Annotated in this window: 17 protein-coding genes and 2 pseudogenes; 11 read left to right on the forward strand and 8 right to left on the reverse strand. The window is 70.4% G+C overall.

The window, feature by feature from the left end; genetic code table 11:
- Window positions 1-237 precede the first annotated feature (237 nt).
- A complete protein-coding gene (locus AB0A61_RS24255; protein ID WP_361295826.1) occupies window positions 238-903 on the reverse strand; it encodes a GntR family transcriptional regulator in 666 nt (221 codons plus the stop codon).
- Between the two features lie 94 nt (window positions 904-997).
- Between AB0A61_RS24255 and glyA the strand changes: the two genes are divergently transcribed.
- From glyA to AB0A61_RS24280, 5 genes are read left to right on the forward strand one after another with little or no spacing between them, the layout of a single operon-like run.
- On the forward strand, window positions 998-2314 hold the full coding sequence (glyA, locus tag AB0A61_RS24260) for a serine hydroxymethyltransferase (RefSeq protein WP_361295829.1): 1317 nt from the start codon (window positions 998-1000) through the stop codon (window positions 2312-2314).
- Window positions 2311-3531 carry a sarcosine oxidase subunit beta family protein gene (locus AB0A61_RS24265; protein WP_361295832.1) on the forward strand — a complete coding sequence of 407 codons (1221 nt, stop codon included), beginning with the start codon at window positions 2311-2313 and terminating at the stop codon, window positions 3529-3531. Before glyA ends, AB0A61_RS24265 begins: the two co-directional genes overlap by 4 nt.
- 10 nt (window positions 3532-3541) lie before the next feature.
- Entirely contained in the window at window positions 3542-3838 is a 297-nt protein-coding gene (locus AB0A61_RS24270; protein ID WP_361295835.1) for a sarcosine oxidase subunit delta, read from the forward strand.
- Window positions 3835-6729, forward strand: coding sequence for a sarcosine oxidase subunit alpha family protein (locus tag AB0A61_RS24275; protein WP_361295838.1), 2895 nt, complete (start codon window positions 3835-3837; stop codon window positions 6727-6729). The genes AB0A61_RS24270 and AB0A61_RS24275 overlap by 4 nt, the downstream gene beginning before the upstream one ends.
- Window positions 6722-7351, forward strand: coding sequence for a sarcosine oxidase subunit gamma family protein (locus AB0A61_RS24280; RefSeq protein WP_361295841.1), 630 nt, complete (start codon window positions 6722-6724; stop codon window positions 7349-7351). The genes AB0A61_RS24275 and AB0A61_RS24280 overlap by 8 nt, the downstream gene beginning before the upstream one ends.
- Window positions 7352-7839: 488 nt before the next feature.
- Here the strand turns inward: AB0A61_RS24280 and AB0A61_RS24285 are convergent, their stop codons facing one another.
- The gene (locus tag AB0A61_RS24285; RefSeq protein WP_361295844.1) at window positions 7840-8655 is read right to left on the reverse strand and encodes a hypothetical protein; all 816 of its coding nucleotides are present in this window, start codon (window positions 8653-8655) and stop codon (window positions 7840-7842) included.
- 242 nt (window positions 8656-8897) lie between these two features.
- Here AB0A61_RS24285 and AB0A61_RS24290 point away from each other — a divergent pair, with 242 nt between their 5' ends.
- A complete protein-coding gene (locus tag AB0A61_RS24290; protein ID WP_361295846.1) occupies window positions 8898-10316 on the forward strand; it encodes a sigma-70 family RNA polymerase sigma factor in 1419 nt (472 codons plus the stop codon).
- Between the two features lie 30 nt (window positions 10317-10346).
- Here AB0A61_RS24290 and AB0A61_RS24295 read toward each other — a convergent pair whose 3' ends face one another.
- The 3 genes and pseudogenes from AB0A61_RS24295 to AB0A61_RS24305 all read right to left on the reverse strand — a co-directional run.
- Window positions 10347-12185: a serine/threonine-protein kinase gene (locus AB0A61_RS24295; RefSeq protein WP_361295848.1), complete on the reverse strand. Its 1839-nt coding sequence runs from the start codon at window positions 12183-12185 to the stop codon at window positions 10347-10349.
- A gap of 147 nt (window positions 12186-12332) precedes the next feature.
- Entirely contained in the window at window positions 12333-12707 is a 375-nt protein-coding gene (locus tag AB0A61_RS24300) for a VOC family protein (RefSeq protein ID WP_361296243.1), read from the reverse strand.
- A 300-nt stretch (window positions 12708-13007) separates the two neighbouring features.
- Window positions 13008-13202, reverse strand: a pseudogene (locus AB0A61_RS24305) (TetR/AcrR family transcriptional regulator); the annotation flags it as partial.
- Between AB0A61_RS24305 and AB0A61_RS24310 the strand changes: the two are divergent.
- The 5 genes and pseudogenes from AB0A61_RS24310 to AB0A61_RS24330 form a co-directional block, all read left to right on the forward strand.
- A pseudogene (locus AB0A61_RS24310) lies at window positions 13203-14209 on the forward strand (MFS transporter); the annotation flags it as partial.
- Window positions 14206-14601: a cupin gene (locus tag AB0A61_RS24315; RefSeq protein ID WP_361295850.1), complete on the forward strand. Its 396-nt coding sequence runs from the start codon at window positions 14206-14208 to the stop codon at window positions 14599-14601. The pseudogene AB0A61_RS24310 and the gene AB0A61_RS24315, both read left to right, overlap by 4 nt.
- 116 nt (window positions 14602-14717) lie before the next feature.
- Entirely contained in the window at window positions 14718-15170 is a 453-nt protein-coding gene (locus AB0A61_RS24320; protein ID WP_361295852.1) for a hypothetical protein, read from the forward strand.
- A gap of 354 nt (window positions 15171-15524) precedes the next feature.
- A complete protein-coding gene (locus AB0A61_RS24325; RefSeq protein ID WP_361295854.1) occupies window positions 15525-16043 on the forward strand; it encodes an RICIN domain-containing protein in 519 nt (172 codons plus the stop codon).
- 381 nt (window positions 16044-16424) lie between these two features.
- Window positions 16425-17291 (forward strand): polysaccharide deacetylase family protein, encoded by an 867-nt coding sequence (locus AB0A61_RS24330; protein WP_361295857.1) that lies wholly within the window; start codon window positions 16425-16427, stop codon window positions 17289-17291.
- Between the two features lie 356 nt (window positions 17292-17647).
- Here AB0A61_RS24330 and AB0A61_RS24335 read toward each other — a convergent pair whose 3' ends face one another.
- Genes AB0A61_RS24335 through nthB form a run of 3 tightly spaced genes read right to left on the reverse strand, consistent with a single transcriptional unit; the run spans window position 17648 to window position 19262 of the window.
- The gene (locus tag AB0A61_RS24335) at window positions 17648-18004 is read right to left on the reverse strand and encodes a nitrile hydratase accessory protein (protein WP_361295860.1); all 357 of its coding nucleotides are present in this window, start codon (window positions 18002-18004) and stop codon (window positions 17648-17650) included.
- Entirely contained in the window at window positions 18001-18600 is a 600-nt protein-coding gene (gene nthA, locus AB0A61_RS24340; RefSeq protein ID WP_361295863.1) for a nitrile hydratase subunit alpha, read from the reverse strand. The genes AB0A61_RS24335 and nthA overlap by 4 nt, the downstream gene beginning before the upstream one ends.
- A complete protein-coding gene (gene nthB, locus AB0A61_RS24345; RefSeq protein WP_361295866.1) occupies window positions 18597-19262 on the reverse strand; it encodes a nitrile hydratase subunit beta in 666 nt (221 codons plus the stop codon). Before nthB ends, nthA begins: the two co-directional genes overlap by 4 nt.
- Window positions 19263-19497 lie beyond the last annotated feature (235 nt).

The raw sequence follows: 19497 nt of genomic DNA on the forward strand, positions 1-19497 counted from the left end.
CCTCGTACTGGACGTACTTGGGCTTTCGGCCGGTGCGGCGAGAGTGCGTGCCGGGCGTCGCGACGGGGCGAACGTTGCCTGCCGGGGCACTAGCCCTGCACGGTGCGAGCAGAGTTGGCGGGAGCAGTCAAGGACACGTCAATCAACGTCTGCCGGTGTGGTCACCGCCCGGCCTGCCGGGAGCGGGCCCGGACGGGCGGAGGTGCCCCACAGCCTCACGGCGCCGTCAGCGCCGTCTCAGATGGCGGCGCGAATGGCTCGCTCGAAGCCCTCGACGTGACTGCGGGCGAGTCGTGCCGCCGTGTCGGGTTCACCGGCCACGATCGCCTCGATCAACGGTCCGTGTTCTCCGACGTGGCCGGCCATGTCGGACAGACGGTCGATGAACAGGCACCAGATACGGGTGGCCAGGTTGTCGTACCGGACGAGGGTGTCGTCCAGATACGGGTTGTGCGTGGCGGCGTAGATGGCGCGGTGGACCTGGAGGTCCAGGTGCAACAGCTCGGCAGCGTCGTACCGAGGGGAGTCCGCGCTCTCCAGTTCCTGCCGCAGGGTCGTCAGGGTCGCCCGGTCCGCGGCCGTGGCGCGCCGCGCGGCCCGGGCGGCGGCCAGGGGCTCGAGTTCCTGACGCACCTCGGAGATATGGGCCAGGTCGGTGATGTTGACCTCGGTGGCGAAGGTGCCGCGCCGGGGATAGGTCGTGATCAGGCGCTCGTACTGGAGCCGCTTGAGGGCCTCACGCACCGGCGTCCGCCCCACACCGAGGGACTGTGCCAACTGGTCCTCGTTGATCGGCGCGCCCGGCCGGATCTCGAGCATGACGAGCCGGTCACGGATGGCGCGGTAGGCGCGCTCGGCGAGGGACAGCTCCTCGCCCCTGGGCTCGGTCGCCACCTGCTGCATGAGGCCCCCTTGACCTGTCCGGCGCGCTCCCATACCTTACCGGAGAGGCTAATATATCAGTTGTGCAGTAGTCGTCCCTCAGGATGGTGTGCAGATGGCAACGACCCCGTCGATCACCACGGTCACCTCCCGACTCTCCCTCCCGCTCGGCGAGCTCGACCCGGAAGTCGCCGCCGCGGTGAACGCCGAGCTTCGCCGTCAGCAGTCGACCCTCGAAATGATCGCCTCGGAGAACTTCGCCCCGGCCGCCGTCATGGAGGCCCAGGGCTCCGTGCTCACGAACAAGTACGCCGAGGGCTACCCGGGCCGCCGGTACTACGGCGGCTGCGAACACGTCGATGTCATCGAGCAGTTGGCCATCGCCCGGGTGAAGGACCTGTTCGGCGCCGAGGCCGCGAACGTGCAGCCGCACTCGGGTGCCCAGGCCAACGCGGCCGCGATGTTCGCGCTGCTCCAGCCCGGCGACACGATCCTCGGCCTCGACCTGGCGCACGGCGGGCACCTCACCCACGGCATGCGCATCAACTACTCCGGCAAGCTGTACAACGTGGTGCCGTACCACGTGCGCGAGTCCGACATGCGCATCGACATGGACGAGGTCGAACAGCTCGCCCTGGCCCACCGGCCCAAGATGATCGTCGCCGGCTGGTCGGCCTACCCCCGACAGCTCGACTTCGCAGCGTTCCGGCGGATCGCCGACGCGGTGGGCGCCTACCTGATGGTGGACATGGCGCACTTCGCCGGGCTGGTGGCCGCGGGCCTGCACCCGAGCCCGGTGCCGTACGCCGACGTCGTCACGACCACCACGCACAAGACCCTCGGCGGGCCGCGCGGCGGTGTGATCCTCAGCCGCGCCGGCCTGGCCAAGAAGATCAACTCCGCTGTCTTCCCGGGGCAGCAGGGCGGCCCGCTGGAGCACGTCATCGCGGCGAAGGCAGTGGCCTTCAAAGTGGCGGCGAGCGAGGAGTTCAAGGAGCGCCAGCAGCGCACCCTGGACGGCGCCCGCGTGCTCGCCGGCCGCCTGCTGGCCGACGACGTGGCCGAGGCCGGGATCACGGTGCTGACCGGCGGCACCGAGGTCCACCTGGTCCTCGTCGACCTGCGCAACTCCGTGCTCGACGGGCAGCAGGCCGAGGACCGGCTGCACCACATCGGCATCACCGTCAACCGCAACGCGGTGCCGTTCGACCCGCGCCCGCCGATGGTCTCCTCGGGACTGCGGATCGGAACCCCGGCCCTGGCCACCCGAGGCTTCGGCGCGGAGGAGTTCCGGGAGGTCGCCGACATCATCGCCGAGGCCCTGAAGGAGGAGCGGCTCGGCGACGAGCGCGCGGGCCTGCTGCGTGACCGGGTCGAGAAGCTCGCCGGCGCGTTCCCCCTCTACCCCCGCCTGAACGGAGACGCGGCATGACCGCCGAGCCGCTGCCGGAGCATCCGGACTTCCTCTGGCGCAACCCGGAGCCGCGCTCCTCGTACGACGTCGTCGTCGTCGGCGCAGGAGGCCACGGCCTGGCCACCGCCTACTACCTCGCCAAGAACCACGGCATCACCAGTATCGCCGTCCTCGAAAAGGGCTGGCTGGCCGGCGGCAACATGGCCCGCAACACCACGATCATCCGCTCGAACTACCTCTGGGACGAGAGCGCGGCGATCTACGAACACGCCCTCAAGCTGTGGGAACGCCTCCCGGAGGAGCTGGACTACGACTTCCTGTTCAGCCAGCGCGGCGTCCTCAACCTCGCGCACACCCTTCAGGACGTGCGTGAGGGCGTGCGCCGCGTCAACGCCAACCGCCTCAACGGAGTGGACGCCGAGTGGCTGGAGCCGGACGAGGTCGCCAAGGTCTGCCCCATTCTCAACGTCTCGCCCCGCACGCGGTATCCGGTCCTCGGCGCCACCTTCCAGCCGCGGGCCGGCATCGCCAAGCACGACCACGTCGCCTGGGCCCTGGCCCGCCGTGCCGACGAGATGGGCGTGGACCTGATCCAGGGCTGCGAGGTCACCGGTTTCCTCAAGGACGGGGACCGGGTCGTGGGCGTCGAGACCAGCCGCGGCCGTATCCTCGCCGGCCGGATCGGCCTCGCGGCCGCCGGGCACAGCAGCGTGCTCGCGCGGCTGGCCGGCTTCCGGCTGCCGGTGCAGTCCCATCCGCTCCAGGCGCTGGTCTCCGAGCTGCACGAGCCGGTGCATCCCACCGTGGTGATGTCGAACCACGTACACGTCTACGTCTCCCAGGCGCACAAGGGCGAACTGGTGATGGGCGCGGGCGTCGACGCCTACAACGGCTATGGGCAGCGCGGCTCCTTCCACATGATCGAGCAGCAGATGGCCGCCGCCGTGGAGCTGTTCCCCATCTTCGCCCGCGCGCACGTGCTACGGACCTGGGGCGGCATCGTCGACGTCACCCCGGACGCCTCCCCGATCATCGGCACCACTCCGGTCGAGAACCTCTACGTCAACTGCGGCTGGGGCACCGGCGGCTTCAAGGCCACCCCGGCCGCCGGCTGGACCTTCGCCCACACCATCGCCACGGGCGAACCGCATCCGCTGAACGCCTCCTTCGCCCTCGAACGGTTCGCGACGGGCGCGTTGATCGACGAGCACGGCGCCGCAGCCGTGGCCCACTGAGGAGGACACGGTGCTTCTGATCACCTGCCCATGGTGCGGTCCCCGGGACGAGACCGAGTACCACTACGGGGGACAGGCCCACGTCCCCTACCCCGAGAACCCCGCGGAACTCTCCGACGAGCAGTGGGCCGAGTACGTCTTCTACCGCGACAACCCCAAGGGCCCCTTCGCCGAGCGGTGGATGCACAGCATCGGCTGCCGCCGCTGGTTCAACGTGCTGCGCGACACCGTCACCTACGAAGTGCTCGCCGCCTACCGGCTCGACGAGCCGCGCCCGGAACTGCCCCAGGCCGGAGGAAACCGATGACCGACCAGCGATTCCGGCTCCGGCAAGGGGGCCGCATCGACCGCGGCACCGTGCTGCGGTTCACCGTCGACGGGCGGGAGATGACCGGCCACCCCGGAGACACCGTCGCCTCGGCGATGCTGGCGAACGGGCTCGCCGAGGTCGCTCCGTCGCTCTACCGCGGCCGCTCACGCGGCATCGTCTCCGCAGGCGTCGAGGAGCCGGGCGCCCTGCTGCAGATCGAGGGCCCGTGCTCGGAGGGCATGCTTCCGGCGACCACGGTGGAGCTGTACGACGGCCTGTCCGCCACCACGCTGTCCGGCATGGGCCGGCTCGACCCCGCCCCCGACCCCGCCGTCTACGACAAGAAGTACGTGCACACCGACGTCCTGGTCGTCGGCGCCGGACCGGCCGGACTCGCGGCCGCCGCCGCTGCCGCCGGATCCGGCGCCCGTGTGATCCTCGTCGACGACCAGCCCGAGCCCGGCGGTTCCCTGCTCTCCGGCCGCACCCGGAGGGCCGGCTCGCAGACCGCCCTCGAGTGGGTCACCGAAGTGCGCGCGGCACTCGACGCCGCACCCGAGGTCGTCGTCCTGCAGCGCACCACGGCGTTCGGGTCGTACGACGACAACTACGTGCTGGCCCTGCAGCGGCGCACCGACCACCTCGGAACCGACGCCCCCGACCCGTCCGGGGGCGTCTCCCGCCAGCGGCTGTGGCACATCCGGGCCCGCCAGGTGGTCCTGGCGACCGGCGCGCACGAGCGCCCGCTGGTCTTCGCCGGCAACGACCGCCCCGGGGTGATGCTCGCCGGGGCCGTGCGCTCGTACCTCAACCGGTACGCCGTGGCTCCCGGTTCGCGGGCCGTGGTCAGCACGACCAACGACAGCGCCTACGACACGGTCGCCGACCTCCACGCCGCCGGGATCGACATCGCCGCCGTCGTGGACGCGCGCCCCGAACTGTCCCGCCGGGCCGCCGAGGTCGCCGACGCGACCGGTGTGCGGGTGCTGACGGGCAGTGCGGTGGTCGACACCACGGGCGGCGGCCGGATCACCGGCGTGATCGTCCAGGCCCTCGACGACCGCGACCAACTCACCGGCGATCCGGAGTCGTTCGTCTGCGACCTGCTCGCCGTCTCGGGCGGTTGGAGCCCGGTGGTGCACCTGCACAGCCAGCGCCAGGGCCGGCTGCGCTGGGACGAGACCCTGGTCGCCTTCGTCCCCGACGGCACCGTGCGGGACCAGCAGGTCATCGGAGCGGCCCGAGGAACGTACGACCTCGACGGCTGTCTGGTCGAAGGGGCGCGGGCCGGTGCCCGGGCCGCGACGGACGCCGGATTCCCGGTGCCCGTGCCGTCGCCCGACGATGCGCGCTCCGGGGGCGCCCCGATGCGTGCACTGTGGCTGGTACCCGGCGCCGAAGGCGAGCCCGGAAGCTGGGACACACACTTCGTCGACCTGCAGCGCGATGTCACGGTCGCCGACGTCTGGCGGGCCACCGGCGCCGGCATGCGCGGCGTCGAGCACGTCAAGCGCTACACCTCGCTCGGCACGGCGAACGACCAGGGCAAGACCTCGGGCGTCAACGCGATCGGCGTGATCGCCGAGGCTCTCGGCGGGGGCGCGTCACCCGGAGAGATCGGTACCACGGCCTACCGCGCGCCGTACACGCCGGTCGCGTTCGCCGCCCTCGCCGGACGCGAGCGCGGCGAGCTGTTCGACCCCGAGCGCACGACCTCCATCCACAGCCGGCACGTGGCGCACGGGGCGGTGTTCGAGGACGTCGGACAGTGGAAGCGCCCCTGGTACTACCCGCAGCCCGGTGAGGACATGGACTCGGCCGTGGCCCGCGAGTGCCGCGCGGCCCGTGAAGGCGTGGCGTTCATGGACGCCTCCACTCTCGGCAAGATCGAAATCTGGGGAGCGGACGCGGGCGAGTTCCTCAACCGCATCTACACCAACGCCTTCAAGAAGCTCAAGCCCGGCCTCGCCCGCTATGGCGTGATGTGCAAGCCCGACGGCATGATCTTCGACGACGGCGTGACCCTGCGCCTCGACGACAACCGCTACTTCATGACCACCACGACCGGCGGCGCCGCCGGAGTCCTGGACTGGCTGGAGGAGTGGCTGCAGACCGAGTGGCCCGAACTCGACGTCCACTGCACCTCGGTGACCGAGCAGTGGTCGACGATCGCCGTCGTCGGCCCGCAGTCGCGTCAGGTCGTGGCGCAGCTCGCGCCCGACGTCGACCTGTCCGCCGAGGCGTTCCCCTTCATGGCCTTCCGCGAGACCGCCCTGGCCTCCGGCATTCCGGCCCGGATCTGCCGGATCTCCTTCTCCGGCGAACTCGCCTACGAGATCAACGTCTCCTCTTGGTACGGCCTGGCCGTCTGGGAGCAGGTGCACGAGGCCGGGAAGCCGTACGGCATCACCCCGTACGGCACCGAGACCATGCACGTCCTGCGGGCCGAGAAGGGCTACATCATCGTCGGCCAGGACACCGACGGCACCGTCACCCCGCAGGACGCCGGAATGTCCTGGGTGGTCTCGAAGCAGAAGGACTTCGTCGGAAAGCGGTCCCACTCCCGCGCCGACACCTCCCGCACCGACCGCAAGCAGCTGGTCGGCCTGCTCCCGAACGATCGCACGACCCGGCTGCCCGAGGGCACCCAGCTCATCGCTCCGGACGTGCCCGTCACCCCTGAGGCCGGGCCGGTGCCGATGCTCGGCCACGTCACCTCCAGCTACCACAGCCCGGCCCTGGGCCGCCCCTTCGGCCTCGCCCTCGTCGCCGACGGGCGGGCGAGGATCGGCCAGACCCTGCTCGCCCCGGTGGGCGAGGACCTGGTCTTCGTCCAGGTGACCGACCCCGTCCTCTACGACCCCGAAGGGACCAAGCGAGATGGCTGAGCGGACGATCGACACGGGCGCGGGCCCGGCGGCACTGCGCACCAGCCCCCTGGCACATCTGGAGGAGCGGATGCGCGCCGCGACCGTCACCGGCGCCCGCGGCGTGGCACTGGCCGAGTGGCCGTTCGTCACCATGGTGAATCTTCGTGTCGACCCGGCTTCCGAAGCGGCCGACCGCATCGAGAAGACCCTCCGTACGCCGCTGCCGCAGGAGTGCGGCCACACCACCGCTTCCGGCGCCCACACGGTCGCCTGGCTCGGCCCCGACGAGTGGCTCGTGCTCTCCCATGCCGAAGAGGGCGCCATGGCCGCCGAGTTGCGAGAGGCACTCGCAGGAGACCCGGGCTCGGTCGTGGACGTCTCGGCGAACCGCACCACGCTGGAGCTGAGCGGCCCGGCCGCCCGGCAGGTGCTGGAGAAGGGCTGCCCGCTGGACCTGCATCCCCGTGTCTTCAAGCCCGGCCGGGCGGTGTCGACCACGGTGGGCCCCGTCCCCGTACTGCTCTGGCAGGTCGACGACGCGCCGACGTACCGGCTCCTCCCACGGTCCTCGTTCGCCGACTACCTGGCCCGCTGGCTCATCGACGCGATGAGCGAATACCGCGGCCCGGAGGTCCCCTGACGGCCTTGAGCGCCTTGGTTCCGGGGTGCCTGCCCGGGGCACGCGGCCGTACGCGCCGGTCCTCCCGGAACCGAGCGGCGCGAGGGATCAGCAGAGAAACTTGTCGGCCGGCAGTCGTGCGATGGCCCAGTCCTGCATGGCCACGCCTACGCTCCTGAACACCGTTCGCTTGCCGTGGTCTGCGGGGACGGAGGTCAGGGCGGTGCCGAGTTCGGTGAGGTCGTTCCGGGTGATGGCGCCGGCCCGCAGGGCATGAATGATCTCGCCCGACTCCTCGAGGGGGCGCCGAGTTCGTCGACGACCACCGTGCTGTCGGCCAGCGGTTCGTCCGGCAGTTCGCGCATGGTGGGGCGGAAGGCACCGATGGCGTTGACGTGCACCTCGGCAGGCAGAGCGGATGCGGGCCCTGTTGTGGATCTCCGGGAGGCCCGGCGTCGTGAGCCCGCGTGGGCGGACCGGTCCGTGGCCGACGGGCGCTCGGCGCGGATTCAGCGTTCGAGGCGCTTCGCGACGGCTCGGCTGTAGAAGGCGGCGATGAGGGCCCCTGCGAAAGCCGCCGACGCCACGACGAGCGAGACGATCTCGATCGTGCTGGTACCCGTGCTCGTGCCCGACCCCTTCGCGTATCCGCCGCTCTCGGAGGCGGTGGTCGCGGCGCTGGGCGAGGTCGCAGGGGGTGCGGAGGCGGCGAGCGCTCGGAGGGTTCCGCACAGCGCCGGGGCGGTGGCGTCCTGCGTCTGCGTGGCGTTGTCCTCGCTGGGCCCGAGGGCGTCGTCGTACTGGCCGTGGCCGTCGTAGTCGATGCCATGGACGACGAGGACCGCCGTGCCGTACTCCAGCGCCTCCACGGTGTCCCGGTCGAGTGTCACCGTTCTTCCGTAGGCGAGATTGCTTCCCGAGGGGAAGCGGTCCGAAGCGAACGCCCGGGCTGGGCTGGTGTCCCCGCTCACCGTCAGCGATGTCATGATCTCACCGTAGGCGGGGGCGCCGTCGGTGGCGCTGATCGCCGTTTGGTGGTTGTGCTGCCTCGCCATCGAGGCATCGGGGCATCTGCCCTGGCCGTGGATGTGGATGTGCAGGGCGTGCCAGCTGTTCACGAGGCCGGCGGTCGCGACCGTGACCTGAGCCTGGGTCCCGCTGAGCTGCAGGTTGGCCAGACCCGATCCATTGACCCGGTTCGTGGGAACCGGGTCCAGGACGGCCTGGTACCGCTGGACGCCACCCGGTTGTGCGACAGGGGCACCGGGCGCCGCGGTTGACGCCATGGCCGCGAAAGCCACGGCGGCGTAGAGCGGTCTTTGCACGCTGTCTCCTCGGTGTCGTGTGGGTGGGCCGTCCGTCGCTCCGCGTTGCGGGAGAGCCGCCCCCGCGGACACACGGACGGACAGCAATGGGTCCATTGCGTAGAGTCACATTTCATACGCAACATAACGTAACAAAACGGTTCATTCGGGAGATGATCGCCTCATGTCATGGATGGTGCTCAAGCGGCGGGGCCGAGCGGCCGAAGCCGTAGAGGTCCTCTCGCACGGATGGCGGGACCATCGTGAACGGTGATCGCAGCGGTCCCGGCCCTGACGAGGAGCTGCTGCTGACCATGTACACCGAGCACCACGAGCCGCTGCTGAATGACGCCATGCGTCTCACCTCGGGGGATCGGCAGCAGGCGGAGGCGCTGGTGCAGGACGCGTTCCTGCGGGCGTGGCGCAACCCCGAGGCCTTCGACCCGAAGCGCGAATCCGCCCGTGAGTGGCTGCGCTCGGTCCTGCACGGGCTGGCCGCTGACACCGGTTCGGCGGCCCGCCCGGAGCGGCCCGCCCATCCAGCCACCGAGCAGGTCACCCCGGCCCAGGAGCGCGGCCGGTCCACGCAGGCCCGGCAGGTGGCCGAGGCCGTGCGTGCCCTCGTCCCCACCCATCGCGCCGTACTCCTGGAGACTCACTACCGCGACAGGAGCCTGGCCGAGACCGCTGAGTTGCTCGGCGTTCCCGTAGGCACGGTGAAGGCCCGTCTCTATCACGCGCTCAAGAAGCTGCGCGCTGGGCTGTCCGAGCGGGGACTTGGGGGTGTCGGTCCAGAGGCCGCGGACGGTACGACGGCTGTGGGCGTGGAAGCGGCCGGGGGGCCGGTCGAGCCGGCCGACGCCGACCGGGCCGACGAAAGGCGCACACGAACCTCGGGGTTCGACCCCGCCCGGCTCTCACTGGGCGCATACGTGCTTCAGAAGCTGGCGCCGGACGATGAACGGGCGATCGCCGCCCACCTCGCGACCTGTGCCGACTGCCGGTCGGAACGCGATGTACTGGCCGCGCTCGTCCCGCTGCTCGACAGCATCAGCGAGACGGACGTGACCTCGGAGCCCGCCGCCCCTGAGACGGACGTGATCTCGAGGCCCGCCACCCCCGAGACGGCCGGGCCCGGCGGCACGGCGTCGGTCAGGCGCGAGGGCCCCGGGCAGGCCGCGCCCGGTGAAGCCGGCGAGGCCCAGCCCGGCCGGACCGAGCTCGACGAGATGCTTCGGCGGGTCCGTGACCAGCGGCGCGGCGAGCGGCTGCGGCGGTATGCCGCCGTGCTCGCTCTGGTAGTGCTCGTTGCCCTGGTCACCTGGGTGGTGACGTCACGCTTGTCGTCCTCCGGCACCGCGTCCCGCATCGGCGCGGCGGGCACCCGGTCCTTCAGCGCGACCGACCAGGCCTCCGGCGTGAGCGCCACGGTGGCCACCGCCCCCGTGCCCTGGGGCAGTGAAGTACGGCTCAAGGTCTCCGGGATCTCCGCCGGAATGCACTGCAAGCTGGTGGCCGTGGGCCTGGAGGGCAGCCAGGATGTCGCCGCGACGTGGCTCGCGGGCAACGGCACCGACAGCGTCCCGATCCCCGGCGCGTTCTCGAGGAGCGTGGACATGATCGCCCGCTTCAACGTCGAAACGGACACGGGGCAGCCGTTGCTGTCGGTCCCGACGAGCTGATCACTGCTCGGCGCCCGCGGCACCGGACGCTCAGCGGTTGCCCGACCACCACTGATACAGCGCCTGCATCCGGGAGCCGCTGACGACGCCGAGGGTGACCTTCCCCTGGCGGTCATCGGACCAGGCCACCGCCGGGGCGCCTCGGTCGGTGAAGCAGTACAACGTCCCGGAGGCGGCCGCGCTGCCGGTCGGCCAGTTCTGCGCCACCGGCCGGGCGCTCGTGCAGGAGCCCTTTGCGACCCGCGCGGTCCGCGCACCGATGACCTGGTCCAGGGTGTCGGAGCTGTCGAACTTGTACAGGTTCACCACGGTCGGCCCACCGGACGAGCCGCTGTTGCGCACCGAGCAGTGCACGGCGGCGCGGACCGCACCGTTCTCCACGCTCTGCATCGGGTGGCAGTCACCGACGAAGTGCGAGGACCGCACCAGCTGCTGCTCGGCCGGGTTGAGCGTCTCATCGGTGTCGTCCGCCGTCGGGAGCGCCGTGGTGAACAGCGCCGACAACGTACCTGTCCCCGGTGTCGGGTTGGCCGAGGGTGTCCGGGGAGCCGTCGGCGGCGCCGCGGGCGCGTGCGAGGACCGCAGGCCGAACGCTGCCAGTCCGGCCCCCAGCACCACGACGCCTATGGCAATGATCAGGAGCGCCTTGCGGCTGAGCAGCGGCGTCAGGAACCGGCGCAGCACTTTCAGCAACCGGCGTGCCGGCGGCTCGCCGTCATCCGGGCGTTCGCGATCCGTTCCGTTTTGTGCGCCCGTGCCGCACTGCGACCCGGTGTCGCGGTCCGGAACCGTGCTGCGCCGGTGTGCCTGGTCCGGCGCGAACTGGGTGGCCCCCGTCGTGCGCGGGGGCGGCGTGTGTGCCGCGGGCGGGGTGTCCTGCGGGGGCGAGGCGCGTTCCCCGGCCGGGGCGCCCGGTCCGGAGTCGATGCCCACGCCGGTGCCGTGCCCCCGGGCGGTCGTCGTCGCCTCCGTCACGCGTCGCAGGTGCCGTATGAGCTCGCCTGCCGTTGGATAACGCTCCTCGGGCTGCTTGGCCATGCCCTTGGCGATGATGTCGTCCAACTCCGCCGGGAGCCCGGGGACAGCCTCCGTGACACGAGGAGGCGGAAGCTCGATATGGGCATGGCACTGGGCTGCGAACTCGTGCCCGGGGAATGGGGTACGACCAGTCAGGCACTCGTACAGCACACAGGCGAGCGAGTAGACATCGATACGCGTGTCCGTGCCGGCGCCCAGGAAGCGCTCCGGGGCCATGTACTCCGCGGTTCCGACCGCCTGGGTGGGCGCGGTGAGGGTGGTACCGCCACCGGAGCGGGCGATGCCGAAATCGGCCAGATAGACGAAGGGAGCGCCGCTGTGTGCCTGGCTGAGCAGGATATTCGACGGCTTCACGTCCCGGTGCATCACATTGGCCTCGTGGGCGGCGTCGAGTGCGTCGGCAACCTGTGCGAGGACGTCCGTCGCCTCCCCCGGTGTCAGCGGGCCGCGGTCGCGCAGCCTGCTGCGCAGATCCTCACCCTCGACCAACCGCATGTCGAGGTAGAGACGGCCCTCGATCTCGCCGTAGCGGTGGATGGGGATGATGTGCGGCTCGTTCAGCCGCGCCACGATCCGCGACTCACGCTGGAAGCGCTGGTGGAACTTCTTGTCGAGCCGCAGCTGAGGGGAAAGGATCTTGAGTGCGACCTCTCGGTCCTGGCTCAGGTCGTACGCCCGGTAGACCTGTCCCATACCGCCCTCGCCGAGTAGCTCGCACAGCACATAGTCGCCAAGCGTGTCGAAGCCCGCGAGGCTGTGAGCACCCGAACGGTCGCCGGAGGATTCCTCGACGGCCGACAAACGCCGTTCGTCCGACTCCCCGTCGTGCATGATCGGAGCCTCCCAGCTCCGGTGCCGAAGGTACGGTCCATTCTACGTCGGCACCCGCCGGCGGCTCCAAAGAGGGACTGCCTGCGGTCGTTCCCGAGCTGCACTTGATCTTGGGCCGGGTGGTGACTTTGCCGGTCACCGGTTGACTCAGTGGAGGCAGAGGCAGAACGGATGGCCGGCCGGGTCCGCGTAGATCCGCCAGTTGGCCTCCGGGCGGAGCTGGTCCGTCCGCTCCAGCACGGTCGCACCGAGGGAGAGCGCCCGTTTCTCCTCCTCATCGAGGTCGTCCACGTCGAAGTCCAGGTGGAGCTGCTGCGGCGACTGCTGGCCGGGCCATTGGGGCGGTCGGTAGCCGTCCACCCGCTGGCAGGCCAGCGGAGTTCCCTCGAACCCGTGCACCTCGACCCAGTCGGGATCCTCCGGGTCCGCGACCACCTGGCCGCCGAGCAGATCCGCGTAGAACTCCGCGAGCCGTACCGGATCGGCGCAGTCCAGCGCGACCGCCTGCAGCTTTCGAATCACTTCCGACACCCCACGTTCCTCGGCCGCTTCCACGACTCCCCCGTAATGGAGGGGGCGTACCCGCCGCCGCGTCGGGCATGCGCGGCGGTCCGCCGGTTCGTCGCCGGACTGCCGCGTGGCGAGTGGTGCTCGGTCATGGTGACCCGTGCGGAGAGACGCTCGCCACGGCCGGACTGCCGCAGGGCAAGTCACCGACCAACGTGAGCCAGTTGGGCAACCTCGTCTCCGCGGCCGCCCCTGACCCGCGGCGCGGAGCAACGAGGCCCGTCCGCTGCGGTGCGGGAACCGCCGACTGCGCGGTCAGCGGGCGCTGACGAGGCCGTCCACCAGCGACCGTAGCCCGTTCAGGTAGGTGTCCTCGGCAGTCAGCGACGCCCAGTGGTTTGCGACCTGCGCCAGGCGCGGAAGTTCGCGCTCGTCGATCTGCAGGAAAACCTGCTCGCGGTAGGTCGTCCGGTCCTCGTCGGAGCGGCGCCGGGCTGCCGTCGCTCGGACGCTTTGGGCGTGCTGGCGGGCGGCCTGCTGAGCGAGTACGCGGGATGGCGCTGGGTGATGCTGGTCAACCTGCCCATCGTGGCGGCGGCCCTCGCGCTGGTTCCCGCAGGCGTGCCTGCCGGAGTGCAACCGGCCCGACGCGAGAGGCTCGACGCCCTGGGCGCGGTCCTCGCGACCGGCGGCATCGGACTCCTGGTGTTCGCGGTCGTCCGCACTGACACCCACGGGTGGGGATCCGCCACCACTCTGGCCACCCTTGCCGCCGCGGCCGCGCCGCGCTGCTGGCCGCCTTCGTCTACGCCGAGTCGCGCACCACCGCACCGCTGCTGCGCCTGGGCCTGCTGCGCAGCCGCTGGGTCACCGGCGCGAACGTACTGGTGTTCCTGGCCGCGGCCGGGCAGTTCACCGCGTTCTACTTCGTCTCCCTGTATCTGCAGCAGGTGCTCGGCATGAGCCCCGCAGCCACCGGCGCCGCGTTCCTGCCCTTCTCCGTCGGTCTGGTCGCGGGCACCGTCGTCGCCACCCGCATCACCGCCCACCGCTCCCCCCGCGTGGCCCTCGTCCCGGGTGCCCTGCTGGCCTCCGCGGGCCTGGCCCGGTTCGCCATGATCCGCCCCGGCGGCAGCTTCCTCGCCGACGTGCTCGGCCCGTCCTTGGTCACCAGCATCGGCGCCGGATTGGTCCTGGCGCCGGTAGCGGCTGCCGCGACCACCGGGGTGGCCGGGCACGAAGCAGGCATGGCCTCCGGCCTCCTCAACAGCTCCCGCCAACTCGGCGGCTGCATCGGCCTCGCCGCTCTCGCCACTGTGGCCGCACATCGCACGGGCACGGCGGGCACTCCCGCCGCGCTCAACGGCGGCTACGCCCTGGCCCTGACGGTCACCGCCGCCCTCTTCCTGCTCGCCGCGGCCGTAGCGACCACCGTCCTGCCCCGCCGACAGACCACCGAACCCGCCCCGCACGCCCCTGTTCGCAAAAACCACCGGTTGGAAGGAACACGTTCATGACGACCAACGCCATCGACCTCTTCGCATCGGCTCTGCACTTTCGCCCCGACGGCGAAATCAACGCCGACGCACGGCAGATGACGAGCGGCCGGCCCGGCGCCTGGCAGATCGCCACCTTCCACGTGGAGACCGACGCCGATGTCCAGTCCGACTACTGGGAGATGCACCCCGCCGCAGAGGAGGCGGTGTGCTGCCTGACCGGCGGTGTGCGTCTCTACTTTCGCCCCACCGCCCCCGGCGGCGCGGAGGAGTTGGGGCGAGTGCCGGCCGGCACCGCCGTGATCGTCCCGCGCGGCCGTTGGCACCGTCTGGAACTGAACGCCCCTGGCGACCTGGTGTCCATCACCCTTCGCCACGGCACCCGCCTCGAAATACACACCGACATCCGCTGAGCGGAAGCCGAACCGGCCGACGACCGGCTGCGCTGCCCCGGGCCCGGTGTCGGTGAGCCGGGGTATGGTCCCCACTCAAGATCCGTACATCGAGATCCTGAGGGGGGACGTCTGCCATGAGCAGCGCCGAAAGCAGCGCGTACGAGGGGTTCACGGCCGAGGAACGGGCCGCGATGAAGGACCACGCCCGAGAGCTCAAGAAGTCCGCACGCCGGAGCTCGCGTGCGGACAAGGCAGCGGAGGCGGAGCGGGACGTGCTCGCGAAGATCGCCGAGATGCAGGACTCGGATCGGATCATGGCCGAGCGCGTGCACGCCGTCGTCACGGCCGGCGCACCGGTCCTCGCGCCGAAGCTCTGGTACGGGATGCCCGCCTACGCGCTGGACGGCAAGGTCGTCTGCTTCTTCCAGAGCGCGGAAAAGTTCAAGGCACGCTATGCAACGCTCGGGTTCAGCGACCAGGCCAAGCTGGACGACGGCCCCATGTGGGCGGCCGGATTCGCCCTGACCGAGGTGACGCCCGAGGTAGAGGCACGGATCGCCGCGCTGGTGAAACAGGCGGTGAGCTGACGTCCCGGCCGGGTCGGCAGTCGGGGCCACACTGCACCGCTTGGTGCTCGACGAGCCGGGATCTCGCGGCGAGTTGGAGTGGACGCGATGTGCGACTGACTCGGTGAACATGCGCGACCTGAGAATGCACTCTCCTCTACCACCGGCGATTGGCCACATGAGATGGCTCGTCAACAGATCGCACGGAACCGGCCATACCGGATAGTGCACCGCACACCGCATTGAAGCGTTCATGGCAGAGCGCCTAGCGTGTGCGAGGCACGCGCGGCCGGGTGCTGACCGGCACCAGAGCGCACGGCCGCGCGCCCATGCCTGCCCTCGACCAGGCGGGCCACCCTCAAGGGGAGGACCATCATGCACCTGCGCACTGCCCTCGTCACCCGCGCCGCAAGATCGGCGGCAGCCGTGCTCGCCACAGCGGCACTGCTGGTGACCGGCGCCACGGCCGCGCACGCCGCCACCCCGAAGCCCAAGAAACCGGCCATCGCCGACGGCACGACCTACCACTACGCGCTCAAGAACCAGAACACCGGCCGCTGCGTGGACGACTCCTGGGACTACGGTCTGCGCGCGTTCACCTGCAACGGGCTCAACTACCAGAACTTCAACTGGTACCACCAGTCCGACGGCTCCTGGGTCATCCAGAACCAGAACACCGGCCGCTGCATCGACGACAGCACCGACTACGGCCTGCGCGCCTTCGGCTGCAACTACCTGTCGTACCAGCGGTGGACGATCGTCTACCAGTCCGACGGGACGGCGACGTTCAAGAATCAGAACACCGGCCGCGTGATGGACGACAGCATCGGCTTCGGACTGCGTGCGTTCGGGTACAACGGGCTGTCATACCAGCGGTTCACGTACGTCGGCTGACACCGGCGCAGACTGAGCTGGTGCACTACACCGGCAAGGCCGGAGCGTTCCCGGTCGGCGTGGCCCCCGGGATCAGACGGGTGGGGCCGGAGGAGCGGCTGGACGCCATCCTCGTCGGCCGGGAACCTCCGGAGGTGGAACTCGTTGAGGACCGCCGGCCATGTAGTAGTTGGCGTTGCCCGCGGCGGCGACCTGCAGCGAGCCCTTGCCCGAAGACGGTGCCGCCCTCGGCGGTCACGGCGGACTTGGCGCTTCTCTGCGCGGACGCGTCACGGCAGCCGTCCGTTACAGCAGCCGTCCGTTACAGCAGCGGTCCGTTACGGAACCTCGGACATCCGTTCGCCATCAAGCAAGGAGGACAGGCTGAGGCGTACGGACGACATGGGGTGGCGCACGGTGGACAGGTGGATCAGGGGGGCGGCGCTGGCCTGCGCCCTTCTCGCGACGGGCTTTGCGACGGGCTGCACGGCCCAACGCCCGGCGGACTCTCCTCCCGCCACGCAGCCCCGCTCGGTACCGTCCGCACAGGCTCCCGGTGGCGACGCGGGTGCACAGGCGGGCACCGAGGCCGCCTACCGCAAGTGGGGCATCAAGCCCCTGGCCGCCCCGCCCGCGCCGCCTGCGACCAAGCCGACGGGGCGCCCGGCTACCGGAGGCCGGCTGCCGGTGATCAGCGAGATACCCACGAACATGAAGATCGTCTTCCTCACGTTCGACGACGGGGCCGAGAAGGACCCGAAGTTCGTGACGATGATGCGAGAGCTGAAGATCCCCTTCACGATGTTCCTGACGGACTCCGTCATCCGATCCGACTACGGCTACTTCACGAAGCTCCAACAACTCGGCGACGGCGTCCAGAACCACACGCTGACTCATCCGAACCTCCGCACCCTGGGCGCGGCCGCTCAAAAGCACGAGATCTGCGGCCAGCAGGAGAAGCTGAAGGCCCGGTACGGCACCGCGCCCCGGCTGTTCCGTCCGCCCTACGGCAACTGGAACGAGAACACCCGGGCCGCCGCGGCGTCCTGCGGTCTCCAGGCAATCGTTCTCTGGCGCGAGTCCATGCAGATCCAGAACATGCAGTACCAGCGCGCCGACCACAAGCTCCACCCGGGCGACATCATTCTGGCCCACTTCCGCGGGCCGTCCGAGCTCAAGGGCACGACGATGACCCGGATGACGGCGAACCTGCTGCGTCATATCCAGGAACAGGGCTTCGCGGTCGCCCGCCTGGAGGACTACCTGTAGCCCCGACCGGCCGGACGGCTTCCGGAGACGTGCCCGCCTCATCGATGATCGACGTCCCGGCGGACGGCTCGGGCCGGTCATCACCCATCCCCCGCGCTGGAACGACAAGCAGCGCTTTACCGTCGGCACAGCCGTGGGGGCTGGTACTACTTCGGGTCCGGCGGCAGCGGCGGCGCGACGGCGAAAGCGAGCGCGACGGCGAGGGAGTGCCCCGGCGTCACACATCCGCTGGGCGGCCGACACGGCTCACAGGCAGTAACGCGCCAGCCGTTCACGGGGGTTGTAGGTGTGCTTCGCCGGGTCGGGCATCCTGACTGACCGTTCTCGACCATCTCGGGGCGGGAGGTGGTTGTGGCTCAGTGCGGGTAGTCGTGGCCGTCGGAGTGGTCGTGACCTGCGGGGCGTTGTGCCAGAGCTCGGGTGCGTGTGGTGACTTCGTCCGGGGACACGGCGCACAGGCCGGCGAGGACGTCCTCGAGGGCGGCCAGCCACAGCTGGTAGTAGTTGTACGGCTCGCCGGGCGCCGCCGTGGCTTCCCAGGCCGTGATCCGGGCGATCAGTGCGGCCTGGAATTCCGGCCAGGTGAACGCGCCCGCCTCGTACAGGCTGACGACCATGCCGAAGGCGCGGCTCTCCCACGGCTCGGCGAAGACGAGCTCCCCGTTGGAACGGGGCGGTGCGGCCGGGCCCTCGATGTCCAGCGGCGCGCTCATGGTGCCGCCGCCTTCGCCACGCCCACCATCGCGTCCCGCGGCACCAGCGGCACGAGCTCCTGCTCGGTCAGGTGCTCGGTGCCGGCCGGACGCTCGGGCAGGACCAGCCACCTCACCTCGCTGCTGGAGTCACGGACGGTGATCTGCACCTCGTCGTCCAGGTCGAGCCCCATCTCGGACAGCACCGTGCGGGGCTCCTTCACCACGCGCGCGCGGTAGGCCGGGTCCTTGTACCAGACCGGCGGCAGGCCCAGCACCGGCCAGGGGTAGCACGAGCACAGCGTGCACACCACTACGTTGTGCGTGGTGGGGGTGTTCTCCACGACGACGATGTGCTCGCCTTGAAACCCTCCGAAGCCCAGTTCCCTGATGGCGGCCGTGCCGTCCTCGAGCAGCCGGCGACGGTACTCCGGGTCGGTCCAGGCCCTGGCGACGACCTTGGCGCCGTTGAGCGGGCCGACGTTGGTCTCATAGGTGGTGATGATCCCATCGATCGTCTTCGGGTCGATCAGGCCCCGCTCGGTGAGCAGTTGCTCGAGCGCCTCGGTGCGCAGAGCTGTGGGAAGGGCCTCGTCCGGTCCGCTGGTGGTGGTCATGAGGTTGCCTCCAGGTAACTCTCGAAAAGCTCTATGGTGAGGTCGAAGGACTCGGCGTCGGCGCCCCACAGCTCGTGGGAGTCGAACCGCACCGAATAGACGTACTGCGGGTTCTCGCCCAGGAAGTGGGCGTTGGTGTCCGGCAGCACGCCGGCGGGCTGAACGATGTCGACAACGCCGACATGCCCTCGCACATAGCGCGGCAGCCTGGTGTGTCCAGGCGGCGACATGTCCTTCGCGCGCACGTGCTCACCGACGCCGAAGGCGGGCCCAGTGTCCAGGGAGCGCAGCGTGCCCTCGGCGGTGGGCGCATAGTCGGGCTTGGCCGGCTCCGGGACCGGGGGCTCCTCCACCTGCTCGCCGCGGAGGTTGCGGGCGCGGGCGTCGACCGCACCAGGTGCCAAGATGGCGCTGTCGAGGAGTCTCAGCTCTCCGGCGTTGAGCCAGCGCCCGTAGTAGCCCTCCTCGAGGTAGGCGGCCCTGTCCAGGCGCTCCAGCGCGTGCCGGAAGGAGTCGAGATTTCCTCCGGACACCCGATTGGACAGGATTGCCAGTGCGAATGCCCGGCCCTGCCAGGACTCCGCGAAGACGGGTTCGGTCTTTCTCGGTGGCTGCACGGGACCCCAGCCAGGGGTTCCTCCCATGTCGGCAATACCATCCATGACATCACCTCTCACGTGTCCGTTATGACGGATACGTGTGTTACTGACTTTATGCTGACGACACCTCCGGCGTCTTGGCCGGGCCGGGCCCGCACGCGCCATTGCAGCACGTGCAACACCGTTCGGCGGATGTCCGGTCTCCGGCGTCGCGACCCTCCGGATGGGGCCGGACCCGACGGCCGTCCGCCACTCGCCATCGGCCGTCTCCTCCGGTCTTCGAGCCGCGCTCGCACAA

The sequence above is a fragment of the Streptomyces sp. NPDC046197 genome (assembly GCF_040646295.1).
Classification (GTDB): Bacteria; Actinomycetota; Actinomycetes; order Streptomycetales; family Streptomycetaceae; genus Streptomyces.

Bases quoted from the DNA above. Each gene is read 5' to 3' on its own strand.
- AB0A61_RS24315 (WP_361295850.1), top strand. From the start codon at position 14,206: ATGACGACCAACGCCATCGACCTCTTCGCATCGGCTCTGCACTTTCGC.
- glyA (WP_361295829.1), top strand. From the start codon at position 998: ATGGCAACGACCCCGTCGATCACCACGGTCACCTCCCGACTCTCCCTC.
- AB0A61_RS24330 (WP_361295857.1), top strand. From the start codon at position 16,425: ATGGGGTGGCGCACGGTGGACAGGTGGATCAGGGGGGCGGCGCTGGCC.
- nthB (WP_361295866.1), bottom strand. From the start codon at position 19,262: ATGGATGGTATTGCCGACATGGGAGGAACCCCTGGCTGGGGTCCCGTG.
- AB0A61_RS24265 (WP_361295832.1), top strand. From the start codon at position 2,311: ATGACCGCCGAGCCGCTGCCGGAGCATCCGGACTTCCTCTGGCGCAAC.
- AB0A61_RS24335 (WP_361295860.1), bottom strand. From the start codon at position 18,004: ATGAGCGCGCCGCTGGACATCGAGGGCCCGGCCGCACCGCCCCGTTCC.
- nthA (WP_361295863.1), bottom strand. From the start codon at position 18,600: ATGACCACCACCAGCGGACCGGACGAGGCCCTTCCCACAGCTCTGCGC.
- AB0A61_RS24325 (WP_361295854.1), top strand. From the start codon at position 15,525: ATGCACCTGCGCACTGCCCTCGTCACCCGCGCCGCAAGATCGGCGGCA.
- AB0A61_RS24280 (WP_361295841.1), top strand. From the start codon at position 6,722: ATGGCTGAGCGGACGATCGACACGGGCGCGGGCCCGGCGGCACTGCGC.
- AB0A61_RS24275 (WP_361295838.1), top strand. From the start codon at position 3,835: ATGACCGACCAGCGATTCCGGCTCCGGCAAGGGGGCCGCATCGACCGC.
- AB0A61_RS24320 (WP_361295852.1), top strand. From the start codon at position 14,718: ATGAGCAGCGCCGAAAGCAGCGCGTACGAGGGGTTCACGGCCGAGGAA.
- AB0A61_RS24255 (WP_361295826.1), bottom strand. From the start codon at position 903: ATGCAGCAGGTGGCGACCGAGCCCAGGGGCGAGGAGCTGTCCCTCGCC.
- AB0A61_RS24295 (WP_361295848.1), bottom strand. From the start codon at position 12,185: ATGCACGACGGGGAGTCGGACGAACGGCGTTTGTCGGCCGTCGAGGAA.